Here is a 21,454-nt window from a genome sequence, read left to right on the forward strand (position 1 = left end):
CGCTAATCAGGCACCACGAGAATGTGGCCGCGCCGATCAGAGGGAACGTTCGTTAGCGTGATTCCAGGACATTTATGAGCAAGAGCACTGCTGAGATCCGTCAAGCGTTTCTCGACTTTTTTCATAGCAAGGGACATGAGGTTGTAACCAGCAGCTCCCTCGTACCGAATAACGATCCAACGTTGTTGTTTACCAACGCCGGGATGAACCAGTTTAAAGATGTGTTCCTCGGTCAGGACAAACGTGATTACACACGTGCGACCACGTCACAGCGCTGCGTTCGCGCAGGCGGTAAACACAACGATCTTGAAAACGTCGGCTACACCGCGCGTCACCACACGTTCTTTGAAATGCTGGGTAACTTCAGCTTTGGTGACTACTTCAAGAGAGAGGCGATTGGTTTTGCCTGGGAACTGCTGACGAGCGAGCAGTGGTTCAGCCTGCCGAAAGAGCGTCTGTGGGTGACGGTATATGAAACCGATGATGAAGCCTACAATATCTGGGCGGATGAAATCGGCGTGCCACGCGAGCGCATTATTCGCATCGGCGACAACAAGGGCAGCGCGTACGCGTCAGATAACTTCTGGCAGATGGGCGATACCGGTCCTTGTGGTCCATGCAGTGAAATTTTCTACGATCATGGCGATCACATCTGGGGTGGCCCGCCAGGCAGCCCGGAAGAAGATGGTGATCGTTATATTGAGATCTGGAACATCGTCTTTATGCAGTTCAACCGTCAGGCTGACGGCACTATGCTGCCGCTGCCAAAACCGTCGGTTGATACCGGAATGGGCCTTGAGCGTATTTCTGCCGTTCTGCAACACGTCAACTCCAACTATGAAATCGACCTGTTCCAGAAACTGATTCAGGCTGTGGCACAGGTTACCGGCGCAACCGATCTGAGTAATAAATCGCTACGCGTGATTGCCGACCATATCCGCTCCTGTGCTTTCCTGATTGCCGATGGTGTGATTCCATCGAATGAGAACCGTGGCTATGTGCTGCGTCGTATCATTCGTCGCGCCGTACGTCATGGCAACATGCTGGGCGCCAAAGAGGCCTTCTTCTATAAGCTGGTTGCGCCACTGGTTGAAGTCATGGGTGCTGCGGGCGAAGAGTTACAGCGCCAGCAGGCTCAGGTTGAGCAGGTGCTGAAAAGCGAAGAGGATCAGTTTGCCAGAACGCTGGAGCGTGGACTGGCGCTGCTGGACGAAGAGCTGGAAAAACTGCAGGGCGACACGCTGGATGGCGAAATCGTCTTCCGTCTTTACGATACCTTTGGCTTCCCGGCTGATTTAACGGCTGACGTCTGCCGCGAACGCAATCTGAAAATTGATGAAGCGGGCTTTGAGCAGGCGATGGAACAGCAGCGTCAGCGTGCACGTGAAGCAAGTGGCTTCGGCGCTGACTACAGCAACGTTATCCGCATTGATGCCGCCTCTTCCTTCAAAGGTTACGACCAGCTTGATTTGGCTGCCACGGTGAAAGCGCTCTACGTTGCGGGCGAGGCGGTTGATGAAGTGACCGCAGGTCAGGATGCCGTAGTCGTGCTGGATGAAACCCCATTCTATGGGGAATCCGGTGGTCAGGTCGGCGATACCGGTCTGCTGAAAGGGAAGAATGCTGAATTTAGCGTCCAGGATACACAAAAATATGGTCAGGCAATCGGTCATGTCGGTAAGCTGACCGCAGGGCAGTTGCGTATTGGAGATCGCCTTGAGGCCCAGGTTGATGCGGCACGTCGTGCGCGCATTCGTCTTAACCACTCTGCGACCCACTTATTGCATGCCGCATTGCGTCAGGTTTTAGGTGAGCACGTGGCGCAGAAAGGCTCGCTGGTTAATGACAAATACCTGCGTTTCGACTTCTCGCATTTCGAAGCGATGAAACCTCATGAGATTCGTCAGGTCGAAGATATTGTCAATGCGCAGATTCGTCGCAACCTGCCGGTTGAAACTGAAGTGATGGATCTTGAAGCGGCGAAGTCTAAGGGTGCAATGGCACTGTTTGGCGAGAAATATGATCAGCGCGTACGCGTTCTGACCATGGGTGATTTCTCGGTTGAGCTGTGCGGGGGTACGCATGCTGCGCGCACCGGTGATATCGGCCTGTTCCGTATTCAGGCTGAATCAGGAACGGCAGCCGGTATCCGTCGTATCGAAGCGATTACCGGTGAAGGCGCGCTGGCGCAGGTCAATGCGCAGAGCAGCCAGCTGCAGGATCTTGCGCAGCTGGTTAAAGCAAACAGCAGCAACCTGAACGAGAAAGTGCGTGGTCTGGTCGATCACGTGCGTGCTCTCGAGAAAGAGTTGCAGCAACTGCGCGATCAGCAGGCCGCGCAGGAGAGCGCCTCACTGAGCAGTAATGCCATCGACGTTAAGGGTGTGAAACTGCTGGTCAGTGAGCTCAACAACGTCGAGCCTAAAATGTTGCGTACCATGGTTGATGATCTTAAGAATCAGCTGGGATCGGCGATTATTGTGCTGGCGACAGTTGCTGAAGGTAAGGTGTCGCTGATTGCGGGTGTGACCAAAGATCTGACTGACCGTGTTAAAGCGGGTGAGTTGATTGCCGGTCTGGCACAGCAGGTTGGCGGGAAGGGCGGTGGTCGTCCTGATATGGCACAAGCTGGTGGTACTGATGCTGACGCGCTGAAAGGCGCTCTGGCAGGGGTCGAGAGCTGGGTTAACAGCCGCCTGTAATGTAAACAGAACAAGGCATTGTCTGAAGCGTCAGAACCCCGGTTCCGGCGCTTTTTAATACGATGCTAAAGCAACAAATGACAAAGTCAGGTTGATGTAGTGTATTTCGGCTAAACTAACTATCAGCAGAATGTATTGGCGCATCGATGTGCATTGGTGTATTTCTCATAGTCAATGTGCAGCGTTAAATGATGGATAATGCCGGGAGCCTGTACAAGCCCGACTCTTTTAATCTTTCAAGGAGCAAAGAATGCTTATTCTAACTCGTCGAGTTGGTGAAACCCTCATGATCGGTGATGAGGTAACTGTAACGGTGCTGGGTGTTAAGGGTAACCAGGTTCGCATAGGGGTTAACGCGCCGAAAGAAGTGTCTGTGCATCGCGAAGAGATCTATCAACGCATCCAGGCTGAAAAAACGCAACAAACCAGCGTTTAACGGATTCAGCGTCTCGCACCTGTGCGAGGCGCTACCGCTTTCTGTAAAAATCCTGCCTTTTCTTTTCTGCTTTCTCTTACCTGTTTCGTTAACGACATCATCTTTCATTGTTGATAATTCACTCTTTTTGTCGCCATTTTGTCCCAATTGTGTGTGATTTGCTCAATCAAACAAAGTTTCGGAAAAATTGTTTGACTTAAAAGTCCGGGAAAGTAATATGTGCGCCACGCAGTGCCGATGAGCAGAAACAAGTTCAGAAGCACGGTTCGAAAGAAAGCGTAAGGTGAGGTGGCCGAGAGGCTGAAGGCGCTCCCCTGCTAAGGGAGTATACGGTCAAAAGCTGTATCGAGGGTTCGAATCCCTCCCTCACCGCCATTTTCGATGCATCCATAGCTCAGCTGGATAGAGTACTCGGCTACGAACCGAGCGGTCGGAGGTTCGAATCCTCCTGGATGCACCATATTTTCGAATATGGAGAAGTGCCTCGGTGTGACATGACGCATTAGCGTTCAGGCCGCACTAAGGAGGATAACGTTGCATCAGCAACGGCCCGCAGGGCGAAGCGTAAGCTGAGTAATCCTCCTGGATGCACCATCGAAAAACAAAGTGAATTAGCAATTCCTTTCATGGTGAGTAGTTAGCACCCTGCGTTGTACAAGAATCAGATTTATGCATCCATAGCTCAGCTGGATAGAGTACTCGGCTACGAACCGAGCGGTCGGAGGTTCGAATCCTCCTGGATGCACCATTCTTTGTAACATCCTCAGGTTGGTTTCTGTAAGTCCATAAAAAGTTGTACCTCGAAAGACAGACCCCAAAAGATAGACCCCAATGCATCCATAGCTCAGCTGGATAGAGTACTCGGCTACGAACCGAGCGGTCGGAGGTTCGAATCCTCCTGGATGCACCATCTTTTAGTTTTCAAAAATCCCTCAATTTATCGTGGCGTGATTATCGCTAAGATTGTGCCTGACACCACTCTTTTGCATCATTTACCGCCCATGACCCAAAGTTAAGCTAGTTTCCTTATAACCCCCTGCAGTTTCTCTCTGGCTTTACCCATACTGTTTTTCTGCTTAACCCGCCTCACTGATTCATCATTCTGACTTAAGCGAATTACAGCGCCTGTTTCACGTGTCAGCACTCTCTGTTTTGCTGCTCACGCCCGTCCGCCGCCGCCTGTCTGCCAAAATAATGTTAAAAATCGCTGCAAATTCGTACGGTTATCCCTGGCCGCGCACGATCACCTTTATCTGAAAACAAAAATTGCTAATGCTTTCAAAGCATTTGCTGTTCATCCCCCCTGGCGACAACCTGTCCACATTAGGCTAAAGTAATGTCTCATTTGGTGAATGTCCGGAGTGACAATGTACGATCAATATGACGCCCTGATTTTCGATATGGACGGCACGATTCTTGATACTGAGCCGACACATCGAAAAGCGTGGCGTCAGGTACTGGCGCGTTATGGATTAACGCTGGATGAAGCGCGTATTATCGACTTCAATGGCGCTCCCGCCTGGCGGCTGGCGCAGTTCATCATTGAATCCAATCAGTCGTCACTCGACCCTCATCTTCTTGCTGCAGAAAAAACGGCTGCTGTGAAAGCGATGCTGCTGGAAAACGTCAGGCCACTGCCATTAATGGAGGTGGTAAAAGCGTATCACGGGCGTCGTCCGATGGCGGTGGGTACCGGAAGCGAACACAGCATGGCAGAGGCGTTACTGACGCAGCTGGGCGTGCGTGAGCTCTTCTCAGCAGTTGTCGGCGCTGACGACGTTCAGCGTCATAAACCTGAGCCTGAAACCTTCTTACGCTGCGCTGAGCTGCTGGGTGTGGCGCCGGCACGTTGTGTGGTGTTCGAGGATGCGGACTTTGGGATTCAGGCCGCGAAGGCGGCGGGCATGGACGTGGTGGATGTCCGCTTACTGTGAGTGACGTTCTCGCCTATGCCTCGATGTTCGGCAGCAGTTTTCTGAGTGCGACGCTCCTGCCGGGAAGTTCCGAAGCACTGCTGATAGCACTATTGATAGCAAAAAAGACATCAGTTTACGGGTTGCTTTTGGCCGCATCCCTGGGAAACACCTTGGGCGGCTTAACCAACATTCTTATTGGTCGCTTGCTGCCGCTAAAACGTCAGGGGCGATGGCATGACACAGCAATGACGTGGTTGCACCGACTGGGACCTGCAGCACTGTTATTCAGCTGGCTGCCGGTGGTAGGTGATCTGCTCTGCGTTCTCGCAGGCTGGTTACGTTTCGCCTGGCTACCTGCGATGCTGTTTCTCGCCGTCGGCAAAACACTGCGTTATATCGTTATCGCGACTGCCACATTACAGGGTATGCAATGGTGGCATTGATTCGCACAGATTCGAGGCTACGGTTAACATTATGCTGAACAAAAATAAATTATTATCACAGCGGGGGGGTAATGTGATCCCGGACGTATCTAAAGCGCTCTCCTGGCTGGAAGCGCATCCCAATGCCCTGAAAGGTATTGGCCGTGGCATCGAGCGTGAAACGCTGCGTGTACAGGAAAATGGCGATCTGGCAAAAACCGGCCACCCTGAATCTCTGGGCTCGGCGCTGAAGCATGACTGGATCACCACTGACTTTGCCGAAACACTGCTGGAATTTATTACGCCAGTGGATCACAGCATCGATCATATGCTGGCTTTCCTGCGCGATATCCACCGTCACGTTGCCCGTGAACTGGGTGATGAACGCATGTGGCCCTTCAGTATGCCGTGCGAGATTGACGACGCGGACAATATCGAGCTGGCGCAATATGGCACCTCCAATATCGGCAAGATGAAGACGCTCTACCGCGAAGGCCTGAAAAACCGTTACGGCGCGTTGATGCAGACCATCTCCGGCATTCACTATAACTTCTCGCTGCCGCTTTCATTCTGGCAGGAGTGGGCTGACGTGAAAGATCAGGAAAGCGGCAAAGAGACTATCTCAGCGGGCTACCTGCGGCTGATCCGCAACTACTATCGCTTCGGCTGGGTGATCCCGTATCTGTTTGGCGCATCGCCGGCTATCAGCTCCAGCTTCCTGCAGGGCCGTGAAAGTGCGCTGCCGTTCGAAACCAATGACAAAGATACCATGTGGCTGCCGTACGCCACCTCGCTGCGTCTGAGCGATTTAGGCTACACCAATAAATCGCAGAGCTCACTGGGCATCACGTTTAACTCTCTGGAAGGCTATGTCACTGCGCTGAAGAATGCGATCAGAACGCCATCTGAAGAGTATGCGGCGATGGGCACCAAAGATGCTGACGGTAACTGGCTGCAGCTCAATACTAACGTATTGCAGATTGAGAATGAGCTTTATGCGCCAATCCGCCCTAAGCGTGTGACACGCTCGGGTGAAGCACCTTCAGATGCGCTGCTGCGTGGCGGCATTGAATACATTGAAGTGCGCTCGCTGGATATCAACCCGTTCTCTGCCATCGGCGTTGATGAGAATCAGGTTCGCTTCCTCGACCTGTTCCTGATCTGGTGTACCCTGGCGGATGCGCCGGAAATGAGTGCCGATGAGTTGCAGTGTACCCGCAAAAACTGGAACCGGGTGGTGCTGGAAGGGCGTAAACCGGATCAGAAAATTGCTGTGGGCTGTGGAGATGCGGAGCATTCGCTGGTGGAAGTAGGCAAGACCCTGTTTGCCGATCTGCGTCGCGTTGCTGAAGTCTTAGACAGCAATAATCAGGACAGCACGGAATATCAGCAGGTTTGCGATCAACTGGTAGCATCATTCGACGATCCTGAGCTAACCTACTCGGCGCGCATCCTTCAGGCAATGAAGGACAATGGTGTCACCGGAACGGGCGTGGCGCTGGCTGAACAGTACCGCCATCTGCTCTGCGAAGAGCCGCTGGAAGTGCTGACAGAAGACGATTTCACGCGTCAGGCGCAGGAATCTGTTGCTGCACAGCAAGAGCTGGAAGCGAATGATAAGCTGGATTTTGAAGCGTATCTGGCGAGCCGGGAAGGGTAGAAAAGAAAAAGGCCACATCAATGTGGCCAAATTAACATCTCTGTTGTCAGGGATGATGATAACAAATGCGCGTCTTTCATATATTCAGACGTTGGGCGAACAGAAAAGTTTCATCGTTTTAAAAAAAATTCTCAGAACAGGAGGTGACGTATGCCACTACTGGACAGTTTTACCGTTGATCACACCATCATGGGCGCACCGGCAGTACGCGTTGCAAAAACCATGAAGACTCCGCATGGCGATACGATTACCGTCTTTGACCTGCGTTTTTGCCGCCCGAACATTGATATCCTCACTGAGCGTGGCATTCATACGCTGGAGCATCTCTTTGCCGGATTCATGCGTAACCACCTGAATGGTGACGGTGTGGAAATCGTCGATATCTCGCCGATGGGTTGCCGCACCGGCTTCTACATGAGCCTGATTGGTACGCCAGACGAGCAGCGCGTTGCGAAAGCGTGGAAAGGGGCGATGGAAGATGTTCTGAAAGTGAAAGATCAGAACCAGATCCCTGAGCTTAATGAATACCAGTGTGGCAGCTACAAACTGCACTCACTGGACGAAGCGCAGCAGATCGCCCGCAATGTGCTGGCGCATGAGATCGGCGTTAACCGCAACGACGATCTGAAACTGCCTGCTGAAAAGCTGAAAGAACTGCACATCTAGTCAGGACTTCTCTGCTAAAAAAAACGCCGCATCGATTCGATTGCGGCGTTTTTTTATGGCTTCAGGAACCGACCGATTTTTTCAGCGGCGTCTTTGGCGTGATGCGCACCTGTTTGATCATGTTGTCCTGCACGTCCAGAATATCGACGTTGTAATGGCCGATCTGAACCCGGGTGGCGATGGCGGGGATCTCTTCCAGCGCTTCCAGCAGCATGCCGTTGATGGTGCGGGCTTCCTGCTCTGGCAACTGCCAGTTAAATGCCTTGTTGATTTCACGCACGTTAGCACTGCCCTCAATCAGTACCGAGCCATCATTCTGCGGCATTACTTCCTCTGCCAGCGACGGTGACATGGAGGTGGTAAAGTCACCAACAATCTCCTCCAGAATGTCCTCAATTGTCACCAGCCCTTTGATATCGCCATATTCATCCACCACTACGCCCGCTTTCTCTTTATTGCGCTGAAACTTCACCAGCTGAGTGTTCAGCGGTGTACCTTCCGGGATGTAGTAGATCTCATCGGCGGCACGCAGCAGTGTCTCTTTGGTGAACTCTTTTTTCTCCGTCATCATGCGCCAGGCTTCGCGTACCCGCAGCATGCCGACGCAGTCATCCAGCGAATCCCGGAACAGCACGATGCGGCCGTGTGGCGAGTGACTCAGCTGACGTACGACCGACTTCCAGTCATCGTTGATGTTGATGCCGACGATCTCATTACGCGGCACCATGATGTCGTCAACGCTGACTTTCTCCAGGTCGAGCACAGAGAGCAGCATGTCCTGGTTCCGGCGTGACATCAGGCTACGCGACTCATAGACGATGGTACGTAACTCCTCTTTGCTCAGCGCAGAGTTAATGGCACCGTCAGCGCGGATACCCGCTATTCTCATCAGCAGCCGGGTAATGGTGTTGAGCAGCCAGACCAGCGGCAGCATGATGTATTGCAGCGGGACCAGCAGCAGGCTGCTGGGAAAGGCGACGCGCTCGGGATAGAGCGCCGCCACGGTTTTCGGCAGCACTTCGGCAAAGACCAGCACCACAAAGGTCAGGATGCCGGTCGCAATCGCGACGCCTTCATCACCGTGAATACGCATGCCTACGATGGTGGCAAGGGCGGAGGCCAGAATATTGACCAGGTTGTTACCGATTAAAACCAGACTGAGCAGCCGGTCAGGACGACGCAGTAGCTTTTCCACCCGGCGTGCGGCGCGATTACCGTTTTTTGCCTGATGGCGCAGCTTATAGCGGTTAAGCGTCATCATTCCGGTTTCCGACCCGGCAAACCAGGCGGAAACCAGGACCATGACGCAGAGAATAATAATCAGCGTGGTGGTTGAAACATTCTCCAACGCAGAACTTCCTTTTTAACGAGAGGTAGGGACAAGCAGATGCTGCAGGATGCGACTGCCGAAGTAAGCCATGGTTAACAGCACCGCACCGCTGCAGTTAAACCAGACGACGCGGCGACCACGCCAGCCTTCATGATAGTGCCCCCAGAGCAAAACGATATAAACAAACCACGCAATGATGGAGAGAACGGCTTTATCGACGTTTTCTGCGCTGAAGAGATCCTGCATATAAAACAGACCGGTGCAGAGCACCAGCGTCAGCAGCACGACGCCCACCTGGGTAATGTGAAACATCTTGCGTTCGATGGTCAGCAGCGGCGGCATATCCTGGGTAAATGCCAGTCGCTTGTTTTTCAGCTGGTAATCAATCCACGCCAGCTGCAGCGCATAGAGCGCGGCAATAATCAGCGTCGCATAGGCGAACAGCGACAGGCCGATATGGATCATCATGCCTGGCGTGGTTTCCAGATGGGTAATGAACGCATTGGGGACGAAGGTGGCGAAGGCCAGATTAATCAGCGCGAAGCTGTAGACAATCGGCAGCAGCAGCCAGCCACGGTTGCGTGACGCCACAATGGTCATGATGGCGCAGATCAACAGGCTCACCAGCGAGCCAATGTTGAGCAGGCTTAAATTCTGTCCGCTATCAACCGCAAATATGCGTTGCTGCAGGGCGACCGCGTGTGTCACCAGCGCCACACAGGCAGAGAACATCGCCATTCGCCGCCAGCCGCCGTTACGTTTCAACAGGCTGGGAATGATAAGGGCAAGACTTAAGGAGTAGGCGAATAGCGCCACTATCGCGAAAACGAACATAGATCCTTTCAGGTCAGTCAGATAAGGAAAAAGGCAGTATAGCGCCAGCCGAAGCAGGCTCCAAACGATCTGAGGGGCAATTGCAGAGATCGCCGAGGCTTCGTGTTATAATCCGCCGCATTCTGCCGATCAGGCACCTCGCGATCTTTTTTTTAGTGAGAGACCATGTTTGATAATTTAACCGATCGTTTGTCGCAAACCCTGCGAAATATCAGCGGCCGCGGAAGGCTGACTGAAGAGAACATCAAAGAGACCCTGCGTGAAGTGCGCATGGCGCTGCTTGAAGCTGACGTTGCACTGCCGGTGGTGCGTGACTTCATCAACCGTGTGAAAGAGAGCGCGGTCGGCCATGATGTGAATAAAAGCCTGACGCCAGGTCAGGAGTTCATCAAAATCGTTCGTAACGAGTTGGTTGCGGCGATGGGTGCAGAGAACAATGCACTCGACCTGGCAGCTCAGCCACCAGCCGTAGTACTGATGGCGGGCCTGCAGGGTGCCGGTAAAACTACCAGCGTCGCTAAGCTGGGTAAGTTCCTGCGTGAGAAACATAAGAAGAAAGTCTTAGTGGTTTCTGCCGACGTCTATCGTCCGGCGGCAATCAAACAGCTGGAAACCCTGGCACAGCAGGTTGGCGTGGATTTCTGTCCGTCCGATCTCAGTCAGAAGCCGGTCGATATCGTTAACAATGCGCTGCGTGAAGCCCGCCTGAAGTTCTACGATGTGCTGCTGGTGGATACCGCCGGTCGTCTGCACGTTGACGAAGCGATGATGGACGAAATCAAACAGGTTCATACCGCGATTAAACCGGTAGAAACACTGTTTGTGGTCGATGCCATGACTGGTCAGGATGCCGCAAACACGGCGAAAGCCTTTAATGAAGCGCTGCCGCTGACCGGGGTTATCCTGACCAAGGTCGACGGCGATGCCCGCGGTGGTGCAGCGCTGTCGATTCGCCATATCACTGGCAAGCCGATTAAATTCATGGGTGTCGGTGAAAAAACCGAAGCGCTTGAACCGTTCTATCCTGACCGTATTGCGTCACGTATCCTCGGCATGGGTGACGTGCTGTCACTGATCGAAGATATCGAAAGCAAGGTTGACCGCGACCAGGCGGAGAAACTGGCCAAGAAGCTGAAAACCGGCGACGGTTTTGATCTCAATGACTTCCTTGAGCAGCTGAAGCAGATGCGCAACATGGGCGGCATGGCCAGCCTGATGGGTAAACTGCCGGGTATGGGACAGTTGCCTGACAATGTGAAATCGCAGATGGATGACAAAGTGCTGGTACGCATGGAAGCCATCATCAACTCGATGACGCGCAAAGAGCGTGAGAAACCAGAAATCATCAAAGGCTCGCGCAAGCGCCGCATTGCAACCGGCTCCGGAATGCAGGTGCAGGACGTTAACCGCTTATTGAAGCAGTTCGACGACATGCAGCGTATGATGAAGAAAATGAAGAAGGGCGGTATGGCGAAAATGATGCGCGGCATGAAGGGTATGATGCCGCCAGGATTCCCCGGCCGCTAAGCGTTCCACAAAAAAGCCCGGAAAGGCACGGTTTAGGTTGCTTTTTTCGCCAAAATGAGTAAAATTTTCGGGCTTTTTATACAGCACCCGGACCCCGTTCCTCGATGGGGGCCGGGTGTTTTATTAACTGAAGAGGATGTTATGGTAACAATTCGTTTGGCACGTCACGGCGCTAAAAAGCGTCCGTTCTATCAGGTCGTCGTTACTGACAGCCGCAATGCACGCAACGGTCGTTTCATCGAGCGCGTTGGTTTCTTCAACCCGATCGCATCTGGTCAGGCTGAAGGTCTGCGTCTGGATCTGGACCGTATCGAGCACTGGGTTGGCCAGGGCGCAACACTCTCTGATCGCGTTAACGCGCTGGTCAAAGAAGCTAAGAAAGCAGCTTAATCTGTCACGGTGGTGAGCATGAGCAGACAACTTGCCGCACAGCCTCCTGTTAACCCGATTGTATTGGGTAAGATGGGAGCCGCCTACGGTATTCGCGGCTGGCTCAAAGTGTTTTCCTCCACTGAAGACGCTGAAAGCATCTTCAACTACCAACCCTGGTTCATCCAGCGCGCCGGTAAATGGCAGCAGGTCGAACTGGAAGGTTGGAAGCACCACAATCAGGACCTGATCATCAAAGTCAAAGGCATTGACGATCGGGATGCGGCGGCTCAGTTAACCAATTGCGAAATTCAGGTTGACTCGACGCAGTTGCCATCGCTTGAAGAGGGCGACTACTACTGGAAAGACCTTATGGGCTGCCAGGTAGTTAACCTCGAAGGCTACGAGATGGGTAAAGTCATCGATATGATGGAAACCGGCTCGAACGACGTACTCGTCGTTAAGGCAAACCTGAAAGATGCATTCGGTGCTCAGGAGCGGTTAATTCCGTTTCTTGATGAACAGGTTATCAGGAAAGTCGATCTCTCTACTGGCGTCATTGAGGTAGATTGGGATCCTGGTTTTTGATCTCCGAATCGAACGGTAACATAACGGCGAATACAATGTGGATTGGTGTTATCAGCCTGTTTCCAGAAATGTTTCGCGCTATTACCGATTACGGGGTAACTGGCCGGGCTGTAAAAAACGGTCTGCTCAGCATTCAGAGCTGGAGTCCTCGTGACTTCACGCACGACCGGCACCGTACCGTGGATGATCGTCCTTACGGCGGCGGACCGGGAATGCTGATGATGGTACAACCCTTACGGGATGCCATCTCCGCAGCGAAAGCAGCGGCAGGTGATGGCGCCAGAGTGATATATCTTTCACCTCAGGGTCGCAAACTGGACCAACAGGGCGTTTGCGAACTGGCGGCACGGGACAAGTTAATTCTGGTCTGTGGCCGTTATGAAGGGATTGATGAGCGCGTAATTCATTCCGAAATTGACGAAGAATGGTCAATCGGTGATTACGTTCTCAGCGGCGGGGAACTGCCAGCAATGACGATGATTGACGCAGTTGCCCGGTTTATTCCAGGCGTACTCGGCAAGCAGGCGTCAGCCGATGAGGATTCGTTCTCTGATGGCTTGCTGGATTGTCCGCACTATACCCGACCTGAAGTGTTAGACGGCGTGGAGGTCCCGGCAGTATTACTGTCAGGTAACCATGCTGATATTCGCCGCTGGCGTCTGAAGCAGTCGCTAGGCCGTACCTGGCTGAGAAGACCTGAACTTCTGGAAAACCTGGCTCTGACTGAAGAGCAAGCAAGGTTGCTGAATGAGTTCCAGCGGGAATCTCAGCAGCAACAAAACGATGATGTGGAAGAGTGATCTTCCCCGACTATCAGTTTACCCAGGATATGAGATTTAATTATGAGCAACATTATCAAGCAAATTGAACAAGAGCAGATGAAACAGGACGTACCTTCCTTCCGCCCGGGTGATTCTGTGGAAGTGAAAGTATGGGTCGTTGAAGGTTCTAAAAAACGTCTGCAGGCATTCGAGGGCGTGGTTATCGCTATTCGTAACCGCGGTCTGCACTCTGCATTCACTGTTCGCAAAATTTCTAACGGCGAAGGCGTTGAGCGTGTATTCCAGACTCATTCACCTGTCATTGACAGCATCGCTGTTAAACGTCGTGGCGCTGTGCGTAAAGCCAAACTGTACTACCTGCGTGAGCGTACTGGTAAGTCTGCTCGTATTAAAGAGCGTCTTAACTAAGGTATCGCTAACGCGACATCTAAAAGTTAATAGCAAACAAGGGGTTGGCATCTGCCAGCCCCTTTTTTTGTCCTGATGACAACCAGATGGCAGCAGTTAACCAGCATCCGGCCGCTGAAAATGATAAATCGCGGTATTCACCGGCCCCGCCTCTAATACGATCAGGCCATAGCGACAGCCAATAAACTGGCCGCCGCACTTCTCCGCTACGCCCCGACTGGCCAGGTTATCCTCAGCGGCCAGAATTTCAATCACCCGTGTCTCCGGGCGTGAAAATCCCAGCGGCAGCAGCTTTGTTACCGCGCGGCTCGCGATCCCGTGACGCTGTGCATCACCACGAACCCAGTAGCCAATTGCGCTGGTGTCACCCGGATGACGGGCAAAGCGTATGCCTGCGCCTCCCAGCAGCCGGTCATGCTGATCGACAATCGCAAACTCTTCTGCTTCCTCCTTCATCCGCTGCCAGTGAGTAAAGCGGATCCAGCTTTCTGCTTCGTGAGGCTGATAATCGTGATGCGCCCAGACCATCCAGGGGATCAGGCTGTCCAGAGAGGCATTAACCGCAGCAGTAAATGTCGCTATGTCACTGAGCTCAAACGGTCGCAGATAAATTTTCTGTAGCGATGGGCGCATAACTCTCTCAGTTTTAACAGAATCATTCTTTCATTCTGCCTGTGGGGAGCAGAAACGCAACATACGCATGTGTAAACATATAATTACATTATGGTGACTTGCTGTTTTGTGTATGTCCTATTTAAAATTATGAATTTAAAGGTTATTTAATTGGTGGGCTTAGCAGTGTTTGATCTGTGGTAATAAATGTGTACATATAATATTGCGCTATGTATTGCCTGTGATACAGTATTTGCATTCCTCAATGAGGAGCCACAATCAGCTAATACGAGCTAAAGGATCGCCATCATGCAAAAAGACGCGCTGAACAATGTGCATATCGCCGGTGAACAGGTACTCATTACGCCTGAAGAGCTGAAAGCGAAGTTTCCACTGACTACTGAACAGCAGGAGCAGGTCGCGGCGTCCCGCCAGACTATCTCTGACATTATTGCCGGCCGCGATCCGCGTCTGCTGGTGGTATGCGGACCCTGCTCGATTCACGATACCGAAGTGGCGCTTGAATATGCTCGTCGTCTGCAAACCCTTTCTGAAGAGCTGAAAGATCAGCTTTATATCGTGATGCGCGTCTATTTTGAAAAGCCTCGTACGACTGTCGGCTGGAAAGGGCTGATTAATGATCCTTACATGGATAACTCGTTTGATATGGAAGCGGGTCTGCACATTGCGCGTCAGCTGCTGGTGAACCTGGTTGAAATGGGCCTGCCGCTGGCGACTGAAGCATTGGATCCGAATAGCCCGCAATACCTGGGCGACCTGTTCAGCTGGTCTGCCATTGGCGCACGGACGACAGAATCTCAGACGCACCGTGAAATGGCCTCGGGCCTGTCTATGCCGGTCGGCTTTAAAAACGGCACCGATGGCAGTCTGGGAACGGCAATCAACGCCATGCGTGCTGCTGCAATGCCGCACCGTTTTGTCGGGATCAATCAGGCTGGTCAGGTCTGCCTGCTGCAGACGCAGGGCAATCCGGATGGTCACGTGATTCTGCGTGGTGGCAAAGCGCCGAACTACGGTCCTGAAGATGTCGCGCAGTGTGAAAAAGAGATGCTCAAAGCGGGACTGCGTCCAGCCTTAATGATAGATTGCAGCCATGGCAATTCGAACAAAGACTACAGCCGTCAGCCTGGCGTAGCGGAATCCGCTATCGCGCAGATCAAAGACGGTAACCGTTCAATCATTGGTCTGATGCTGGAAAGCCATATCAATGAGGGTAACCAGTCTTCTGAACAGCCACGCAGCGAAATGAAGTATGGCGTTTCCGTAACTGATGCCTGCATCAACTGGGAAGTGACCGAAACGTTGCTGCGTGAGATGCATCAGGATCTGCAGGGAGTGCTGTCGGCGCGTCTGTCACAAGAGGTGTAAGAGCAATGGTGGCTGAACTGACCGCGTTACGCGATCAAATTGACAGTGTTGATAAAGCGCTGCTGGATCTGCTGGCTAAACGGCTGGAGCTGGTAGCGGAAGTCGGGGAGGTTAAGAGCCGTTACGGACTGCCTATCTATGTCCCTGAACGGGAAGCGTCTATGCTGGCTTCCCGTCGCAAAGAGGCTGAGGCGCTCGGTGTACCACCGGATTTGATAGAGGATGTGCTGCGTCGTGTGATGCGCGAATCCTATACCAGCGAAAATGACAAAGGCTTTAAAACCCTCTGTCCTGAACTGCGCCCGGTGGTGATCGTCGGTGGCAAGGGCCAGATGGGCCGGTTGTTTGAAAAAATGCTCGGGCTGTCAGGCTACACGGTCAAAACGCTGGATAAAGAGGACTGGCCACAGGCTGAGTCACTGCTTAGTGATGCCGGTATGGTGATCATCAGTGTTCCGATCCATCTGACCGAGCAGGTCATTGCTCAGCTGCCGCCACTGCCTGAAGATTGTATCCTGGTCGATCTGGCGTCAGTGAAAAACCGCCCTCTGCAGGCGATGCTGGCCGCTCATAACGGCCCGGTGCTGGGTCTGCATCCGATGTTTGGCCCGGACAGCGGCAGTCTGGCAAAACAGGTGGTGGTCTGGTGTGATGGCCGACAGCCGGAAGCCTACCAGTGGTTCCTGGAGCAGATTCAGGTCTGGGGTGCGCGTCTGCACCGTATCAGCGCGGTTGAGCATGACCAGAACATGGCCTTCATTCAGGCGCTCCGTCACTTTGCCACCTTTGCCTATGGCCTGCATTTAGCTGAAGAGAACGTCAATCTCGATCAGCTATTGGCGCTCTCGTCGCCGATTTACCGGCTGGAACTGGCGATGGTGGGACGATTGTTCGCGCAGGATCCGCAGCTTTATGCGGATATCATCATGTCCTCAGAGAGCAATCTGGCGCTGATCAAACGCTATTACCAGCGGTTTGGCGAAGCAATAGCCCTGCTGGAGCAGGGTGACAAGCAGGCGTTTATTGCCAGCTTTAACCGGGTAGAGCAGTGGTTTGGCGATCACGCGAAACGCTTCCTGGTTGAAAGCCGCAGTCTGTTGCGTTCGGCCAATGACAGCCGTCCATAAATGAAGAAGGCATCCAATCGGATGCCTTTTTTCTTTTCTTTTTATTCGCCAGGGTCAACTGGCACCACATTCTCGCTGGGATAGCAGCCCAGCACCTTCAGCGAGCGTGTCATGGTTTGCAGTTCCTGAAGCGCCTGCTGCATCCGCTCTGACTGCAGATTGCCCTGCACATCAATGTAAAACATCTCTTCCCAAGGATTGCCATTAATCGGGCGGGACTCCAGCTTGCTCATAATCAGATTGTGCTGACGCAGAACCAGCAGCGCATCGACCAGCGCACCTGCCTGCTGGCCGGTTGCCATGATCAGCGTGGTTTTCGCCGGGACCTGGTCCGACACCTCAATTGGTTTGCGGGCCAGCACGATAAAGCGGGTATGGTTCTGCTGCTGATTGGCCAGATTACGTTCCAGCACCTGCAACTGATAGAGCTCGCCGCCTGCTTCACTACCCAGCGCTGCCACCTTAGGTGAGTTGAGCGCAGCCACTTTCTCCATCGCTGCTGCGGTACTCTCGGTATATTCGATTTTCCAGTGCGGGAAGCGGTTAATGAACTGGCTGCACTGCTGGAAGGGTTGAGGATGGCTGTACACCGTCTCAATCTGCTGCAGATCGGTGGGACCATTTACCAGTACGCAGTGGTCGATAGGTAAGGTTAATTCGCCCACGATAGAGAGGCTGGTCTGTTGCAGCAGATCGTAGACGTCGTTAATAGAGCCCGAACTGGTATTCTCAATCGGCATTACGGCGTAATCAGCCACGCCATTCTCGACCTGTTTGATGATGTCGTGAAACTTCAGGCAGCCACATTCCACCATGCTATCGAAATGGCGCGATGCGTAGTTGCGTGCGGCAAGATGTGAGTAAGAGCCTTTCGGACCAAGGAAAGCGATGCGGGCGGCATGCGCATGGGGATGGTTGAGGTTTTTCTGCAGCAGTGCCTGCTGAGTCAGCACGGAATCTTCGATGACCAGCTGGAACAGGCGGGTGATGTAGTGCGCATCCAGTTTGTGCGCTTTACCCAGCACAATCAGATTCTCCAGCAGCGCACGTTCGCGCTCCACATCGCGAATCGGGCGATGCGTTGCCAGTTTCGCTTGCGCGACTTCAACTGCCAGCAGACGACGCTCGGCCAGCAGCGTCAGAAGTTTTTTATCCACTGCGCTGATCTTGTCGCGTAGCGCCAGCAATGGATTGTCGGGATTCATAGGGCTCACCTGTATGCTATCCAATAAAAAAGCCTCCCGGTTGGGAGGCTTCGTTGTTCGTCTTCGCTTTCATTTTCACACGACGAATGGCCTCCCGTTCAGGGGAAGGTAAAAAAGAAAGCGAAGAAAAACAGATCAAGTTTCATGGGAATGTCCGAAAAGAGAGTGACCTGAGAGTAACCGTACTGCTTAAAAGCTGTCAATAAAAAACGCGCCCGAAGGCGCGTTAACAAACTCAGGACTCTTCGTCGGCGGGGATAATATCTTTTACGCTGGCACTGGCGCGGCGTGCTTCAGACTTATGCTGAACTTTATTCAGCTGACGTTCGAGCTTCGCAATCAAATCGTTGATCGCGGTGTACATATCATCATGCTTGGCGCTGGCCACCAGAGTCCCGTTAGGTGTGTTAATGGTGGCGTCAGCCACGAATTCTTTGGGCTCTTTGGACAGGACAATATGCGGGTTAATCAGGTCAGTTTGCCATTTTTCGAGCTTGGCGAGACGGTCTTCAACATGGCTTCGGATTGCCGGAGTAATTTCCATTTGTTTACTGGTAATGTTCAGAATCATCGTTCTTACCTCTCTGTCATTTCCGTCTTGGTCTTTTCAGCATAGCGTGAAAAAGCGTTGAATGTGCGATTTCGATCACGAAAAAATGTCACTTTTTGTCAGTCACGACATTCTGTGAGAAAGGCTGAGAAACTGGCTGAAATGGCTTGAAGCGAAACGATTAACACGGCATGCTTGATGAGTTAGCTCGCTGGCATCAGATCCACTTCTGACTGTTCTTTGAGCAAAAAAAAGCAGCCATCGCAGGCTGCTTTTTTTATGACTGAAAAACTATCGGGCTATCAGCTGTTGTTCGCTGCAATGATTTTGGCCACTTTGTCTGCTTCAGCGTTGAGCTGCAGATTGCGGTAAGCATTTTCCATCAGCGGCAGCGCATCGTGTGTTGCCTGAGTATCCGGATAATCGCGCATCATACCTTCGACACGGTTAACAACCGCGACATACGCCTCACGCTTAGTATAGAATTGCGCCACTGACAGCTCATATTTCGCCAGGCGGTCTTTCAGATAGACCAGGCGTTTCTGAGCATCAGCCGCATACTGGCTGTTCGGGTAACTGCGCAGCAGCTGGGAGAAGTCGCGGAAGGCATCACGAGCGTGCGTCGGATCGCGGTCAGAACGATCGATACCAAAGAAGCCCTGCAGTGCTGAGTCATCCAGCGCCATATCCGTCAGACCTTTCATATAGATGACATAGTCAATGTTCGGATGTGTGGGGTTAAGACGCATAAAGCGGGCAATGGCAGCCTGAGCCAGGGGCAGATCGGCATTTTTATAGTACGCGTAGATTAAATCCAGCTGCACCTGCTGCGAATAAGGACCGAACGGATAACGATTATCCAGCGCTTCCAGTTGCTTAATCGCGGCTTTAAAGTTACCGTCCTGCAGCTTTTGCTGCGCTGTAGCATAGATTTCAGAAGGCGGGCTGTCCGGTACCGCGTCATTTGAGCCGGAACAACCAACAAGTGCCAGGCTCAGTGTGGCAGCAGCCACCAGATGTTTCATACGCGTCATGACGAAGTGATTATCCTCAAATGTTATGGCGGAAGCTGTCCGTATAGCTCCCGGTAATGACCAGGTACGATAGCACATTATATTAAACGGCATCGCCGTGAAAACCCAACGTTAACGAAGAAGCTGTATATGGCACAACAAGTTCAACTCACCGCAACGGTATCCGAATCACAACTCGGACAACGCTTAGATCAGACTTTGGCGGAATTGTTCCCTGATTATTCACGTTCCCGCATAAAAGAGTGGATCCTCGACCGTCGCGTAACAGTAAACGGCGTCATGGTCGATACACCTAAAGAAAAAGTGCTGGGCGGCGAGCTGGTCGCGATTGACGCTGAGATCGAAGAGGCACAGCGCTGGGAACCGCAAAATCTGCCACTCGACATCGTTTATGAAGATGAAGACATCATCGTCATCAACAAACCACGCGACTTTGTGGTTCACCCTGGCGCCGGTAATCCGGATGGCACGGTACTCAACGCCTTACTTCATCACTATCCGGCGATTATGGATGTGCCACGCGCGGGCATCGTACACCGCCTGGATAAAGACACCACCGGTCTAATGGTGGTGGCGAAAACTGTACCGGCTCAGACGCATCTGGTGGACTCGCTGCAACGTCGCGAAATCACTCGTGAATATGAAGCGGTCGCGATTGGTAATATGACAGCGGGCGGCACGGTTGAGCAGCCTATCAGCCGTCACTCAACCAAACGCACCCACATGGCGGTTCATCCGATGGGTAAGCCGGCGGTGACGCATTACCGCATCATGGAGCACTTCCGCGCGCATACCCGTCTGCGTCTGCGTCTGGAAACGGGTCGTACTCACCAGATCCGTGTGCATATGTCTCACATCAGCCATCCGCTGGTGGGCGATCCGCTTTATGGTGGCCGTCCGCGTCCGCCAAAAGGCGCATCAGAGGCATTTATCACTACGCTGCGCGGTTTTGATCGTCAGGCTCTGCACGCTACCATGCTGCGTCTGTATCACCCTATCAGCGGGATTGAAATGGAATTCCATGCGGCGCTTCCGCAGGATATGGTTGATCTGATCGCGGCGTTAAAAGCAGACACCGAAGAATTTAAAGACCAGATGAACTGGTGATGAATCTGATTACGCCTCAATGGCCCGCTCCGTCACGCGTTCGGGCCTGCTCGACGCAGCGACAGGGTGGCATCAGCACATCGCCCTGGGATGCACTGAATCTCGGCGGTCACGTAGGGGATAATCCGGATACGGTAACGCGTAACCGGCAGTTGCTGGTGGAAGAGGCGGGCTTGCCTGCGATGCCGCAGTGGCTGGATCAGGTTCATGGCACGGAGGTTGGGCGTCTGGCTGCAGGAGAAGGTACGCCATTACGTGCCGATGCCTGTATCACCGATCAGCCCGGCGTCGTCTGCGCCATCATGACCGCTGACTGCCTCCCGGTTCTGTTCTGTTCGCAGGATGGGACGGAAGTGGCGGCAGCACATGCAGGCTGGCGCGGACTGTGTGCGGGTGTACTGGAAAATACGCTGGCGCAGTTTCGTTCCCCGCCGGACCAGATCCATGCCTGGCTGGGTCCGGCAATCGGGCCCGATGCATTTGAGGTCGGTGCAGAAGTACGCGAGGCCTTTATGGCTCAGGATCCTCGCGCCGTGCAGGCTTTCCGCCCCTCAGGCGAGAAATTTTACGCTGATATCTGGCTGCTGGCGCGTAGGCGACTGCAGGCTGCGGGCGTGAAATCAATCAGTGCCGACAGCCGTTGTACCTTTACGCAGCGCGACGATTTCTTCTCCTTCCGCCGCGATGGGATCACCGGGCGTATGGCAACTTTGATCTGGCTGTTATAACCTTACGCCATAAGACGGTCCAGTTAGCGTATTTTTTACTCAAATCTCAGGTCATTAACCTT

22 protein-coding genes, 4 tRNA genes and 1 other annotated feature are annotated in these 21,454 nt (G+C 52.9%); of the genes, 19 read left to right on the forward strand and 7 right to left on the reverse strand.

From position 1 onward, the window contains the following. Positions 1-74 precede the first annotated feature (74 nt). The 10 genes from alaS (at position 75) to luxS (ending at position 7,802) form a co-directional block, all read left to right on the forward strand. Positions 75-2,702, forward strand: coding sequence for an alanine--tRNA ligase (gene alaS / locus IV493_RS03330; protein ID WP_095706760.1), 2,628 nt, complete (start codon positions 75-77; stop codon positions 2,700-2,702). 250 nt (positions 2,703-2,952) lie between these two features. After that, positions 2,953-3,138 carry a carbon storage regulator CsrA gene (gene csrA, locus IV493_RS03335; RefSeq protein WP_008927091.1) on the forward strand — a complete coding sequence of 62 codons (186 nt, stop codon included), beginning with the start codon at positions 2,953-2,955 and terminating at the stop codon, positions 3,136-3,138. A 282-nt stretch (positions 3,139-3,420) separates the two neighbouring features. Continuing rightward, a tRNA-Ser gene (locus tag IV493_RS03340) sits at positions 3,421-3,513 on the forward strand. A gap of 8 nt (positions 3,514-3,521) precedes the next feature. Then, positions 3,522-3,598: transfer RNA gene (locus tag IV493_RS03345), tRNA-Arg, on the forward strand. Positions 3,599-3,809: 211 nt separating this feature from the next. Continuing rightward, a tRNA-Arg gene (locus IV493_RS03350) sits at positions 3,810-3,886 on the forward strand. Positions 3,887-3,971: 85 nt separating this feature from the next. Then, positions 3,972-4,048, forward strand: a tRNA-Arg gene (locus tag IV493_RS03355). 457 nt (positions 4,049-4,505) lie between these two features. Continuing rightward, positions 4,506-5,072: a fructose-1-phosphate/6-phosphogluconate phosphatase gene (gene yqaB / locus IV493_RS03360; RefSeq protein WP_013358824.1), complete on the forward strand. Its 567-nt coding sequence runs from the start codon at positions 4,506-4,508 to the stop codon at positions 5,070-5,072. Further along, on the forward strand, positions 5,069-5,497 hold the full coding sequence (locus IV493_RS03365; RefSeq protein ID WP_033783952.1) for a YqaA family protein: 429 nt from the start codon (positions 5,069-5,071) through the stop codon (positions 5,495-5,497). The genes yqaB and IV493_RS03365 overlap by 4 nt, the downstream gene beginning before the upstream one ends. Before the next feature lie 31 nt (positions 5,498-5,528). After that, entirely contained in the window at positions 5,529-7,136 is a 1,608-nt protein-coding gene (gshA, locus tag IV493_RS03370) for a glutamate--cysteine ligase (RefSeq protein ID WP_033783951.1), read from the forward strand. A gap of 150 nt (positions 7,137-7,286) precedes the next feature. Then, a complete protein-coding gene (luxS, locus tag IV493_RS03375) occupies positions 7,287-7,802 on the forward strand; it encodes an S-ribosylhomocysteine lyase (protein ID WP_195857728.1) in 516 nt (171 codons plus the stop codon). Positions 7,803-7,863: 61 nt separating this feature from the next. Here luxS and IV493_RS03380 read toward each other — a convergent pair whose 3' ends face one another. Beyond that, positions 7,864-9,150 carry an HlyC/CorC family transporter gene (locus IV493_RS03380; RefSeq protein ID WP_013358821.1) on the reverse strand — a complete coding sequence of 429 codons (1,287 nt, stop codon included), beginning with the start codon at positions 9,148-9,150 and terminating at the stop codon, positions 7,864-7,866. A gap of 15 nt (positions 9,151-9,165) precedes the next feature. Continuing rightward, positions 9,166-9,966 (reverse strand): inner membrane protein YpjD, encoded by an 801-nt coding sequence (locus tag IV493_RS03385; protein ID WP_013358820.1) that lies wholly within the window; start codon positions 9,964-9,966, stop codon positions 9,166-9,168. A gap of 165 nt (positions 9,967-10,131) precedes the next feature. Here IV493_RS03385 and ffh point away from each other — a divergent pair, with 165 nt between their 5' ends. The 5 genes from ffh (at position 10,132) to rplS (ending at position 13,640) form a co-directional block, all read left to right on the forward strand. Further along, positions 10,132-11,493 carry a signal recognition particle protein gene (ffh, locus tag IV493_RS03390; protein WP_195857729.1) on the forward strand — a complete coding sequence of 454 codons (1,362 nt, stop codon included), beginning with the start codon at positions 10,132-10,134 and terminating at the stop codon, positions 11,491-11,493. Between the two features lie 141 nt (positions 11,494-11,634). Further along, positions 11,635-11,883 carry a 30S ribosomal protein S16 gene (rpsP, locus tag IV493_RS03395; protein ID WP_003849041.1) on the forward strand — a complete coding sequence of 83 codons (249 nt, stop codon included), beginning with the start codon at positions 11,635-11,637 and terminating at the stop codon, positions 11,881-11,883. An 18-nt stretch (positions 11,884-11,901) separates the two neighbouring features. Then, positions 11,902-12,450 (forward strand): ribosome maturation factor RimM, encoded by a 549-nt coding sequence (gene rimM, locus IV493_RS03400; RefSeq protein ID WP_013358818.1) that lies wholly within the window; start codon positions 11,902-11,904, stop codon positions 12,448-12,450. 35 nt (positions 12,451-12,485) lie between these two features. Beyond that, positions 12,486-13,250 carry a tRNA (guanosine(37)-N1)-methyltransferase TrmD gene (gene trmD, locus IV493_RS03405; protein ID WP_013358817.1) on the forward strand — a complete coding sequence of 255 codons (765 nt, stop codon included), beginning with the start codon at positions 12,486-12,488 and terminating at the stop codon, positions 13,248-13,250. A 42-nt stretch (positions 13,251-13,292) separates the two neighbouring features. Beyond that, the gene (rplS, locus tag IV493_RS03410) at positions 13,293-13,640 is read left to right on the forward strand and encodes a 50S ribosomal protein L19 (protein WP_003849035.1); all 348 of its coding nucleotides are present in this window, start codon (positions 13,293-13,295) and stop codon (positions 13,638-13,640) included. A gap of 96 nt (positions 13,641-13,736) precedes the next feature. Here the strand turns inward: rplS and IV493_RS03415 are convergent, their stop codons facing one another. Next, a complete protein-coding gene (locus IV493_RS03415) occupies positions 13,737-14,273 on the reverse strand; it encodes a GNAT family N-acetyltransferase (RefSeq protein ID WP_195857730.1) in 537 nt (178 codons plus the stop codon). A 288-nt stretch (positions 14,274-14,561) separates the two neighbouring features. Here IV493_RS03415 and IV493_RS03420 point away from each other — a divergent pair, with 288 nt between their 5' ends. Together IV493_RS03420 and tyrA are read left to right on the forward strand one after the other, a co-directional pair. After that, positions 14,562-15,641, forward strand: a complete 1,080-nt coding sequence (locus IV493_RS03420; RefSeq protein WP_013358815.1) for a 3-deoxy-7-phosphoheptulonate synthase — start codon at positions 14,562-14,564, stop codon at positions 15,639-15,641. 5 nt (positions 15,642-15,646) lie between these two features. Further along, positions 15,647-16,768, forward strand: a complete 1,122-nt coding sequence (gene tyrA / locus IV493_RS03425) for a bifunctional chorismate mutase/prephenate dehydrogenase (protein ID WP_013358814.1) — start codon at positions 15,647-15,649, stop codon at positions 16,766-16,768. A 41-nt stretch (positions 16,769-16,809) separates the two neighbouring features. On the opposite strand, the gene pheA is transcribed toward tyrA, so the two are convergent. The 4 genes from pheA to bamD form a co-directional block, all read right to left on the reverse strand. Continuing rightward, a complete protein-coding gene (gene pheA, locus IV493_RS03430) occupies positions 16,810-17,973 on the reverse strand; it encodes a bifunctional chorismate mutase/prephenate dehydratase (protein WP_013358813.1) in 1,164 nt (387 codons plus the stop codon). A gap of 22 nt (positions 17,974-17,995) precedes the next feature. After that, positions 17,996-18,120: a sequence feature (Phe leader region), on the reverse strand. After that, a complete protein-coding gene (gene pheL, locus IV493_RS03435; protein ID WP_187507180.1) occupies positions 18,072-18,119 on the reverse strand; it encodes a pheA operon leader peptide PheL in 48 nt (15 codons plus the stop codon). It overlaps the preceding feature by 48 nt. Positions 18,121-18,208: 88 nt before the next feature. Then, entirely contained in the window at positions 18,209-18,544 is a 336-nt protein-coding gene (gene raiA / locus IV493_RS03440; protein WP_013358812.1) for a ribosome-associated translation inhibitor RaiA, read from the reverse strand. 281 nt (positions 18,545-18,825) lie between these two features. Next, positions 18,826-19,557: an outer membrane protein assembly factor BamD gene (gene bamD / locus IV493_RS03445; protein ID WP_009086788.1), complete on the reverse strand. Its 732-nt coding sequence runs from the start codon at positions 19,555-19,557 to the stop codon at positions 18,826-18,828. A 129-nt stretch (positions 19,558-19,686) separates the two neighbouring features. Here bamD and rluD point away from each other — a divergent pair, with 129 nt between their 5' ends. Then, positions 19,687-20,664 carry a 23S rRNA pseudouridine(1911/1915/1917) synthase RluD gene (gene rluD, locus IV493_RS03450; protein ID WP_013358810.1) on the forward strand — a complete coding sequence of 326 codons (978 nt, stop codon included), beginning with the start codon at positions 19,687-19,689 and terminating at the stop codon, positions 20,662-20,664. Continuing rightward, positions 20,664-21,392, forward strand: a complete 729-nt coding sequence (gene yfiH / locus IV493_RS03455) for a purine nucleoside phosphorylase YfiH (RefSeq protein WP_013358809.1) — start codon at positions 20,664-20,666, stop codon at positions 21,390-21,392. Before rluD ends, yfiH begins: the two co-directional genes overlap by 1 nt. Positions 21,393-21,454: the final 62 nt, after the last annotated feature.

Origin of the sequence: Pantoea sp. SM3640 (genome assembly GCF_015654165.1) — a bacterium.
GTDB lineage: Bacteria > Pseudomonadota > Gammaproteobacteria > Enterobacterales > Enterobacteriaceae > Pantoea > Pantoea vagans.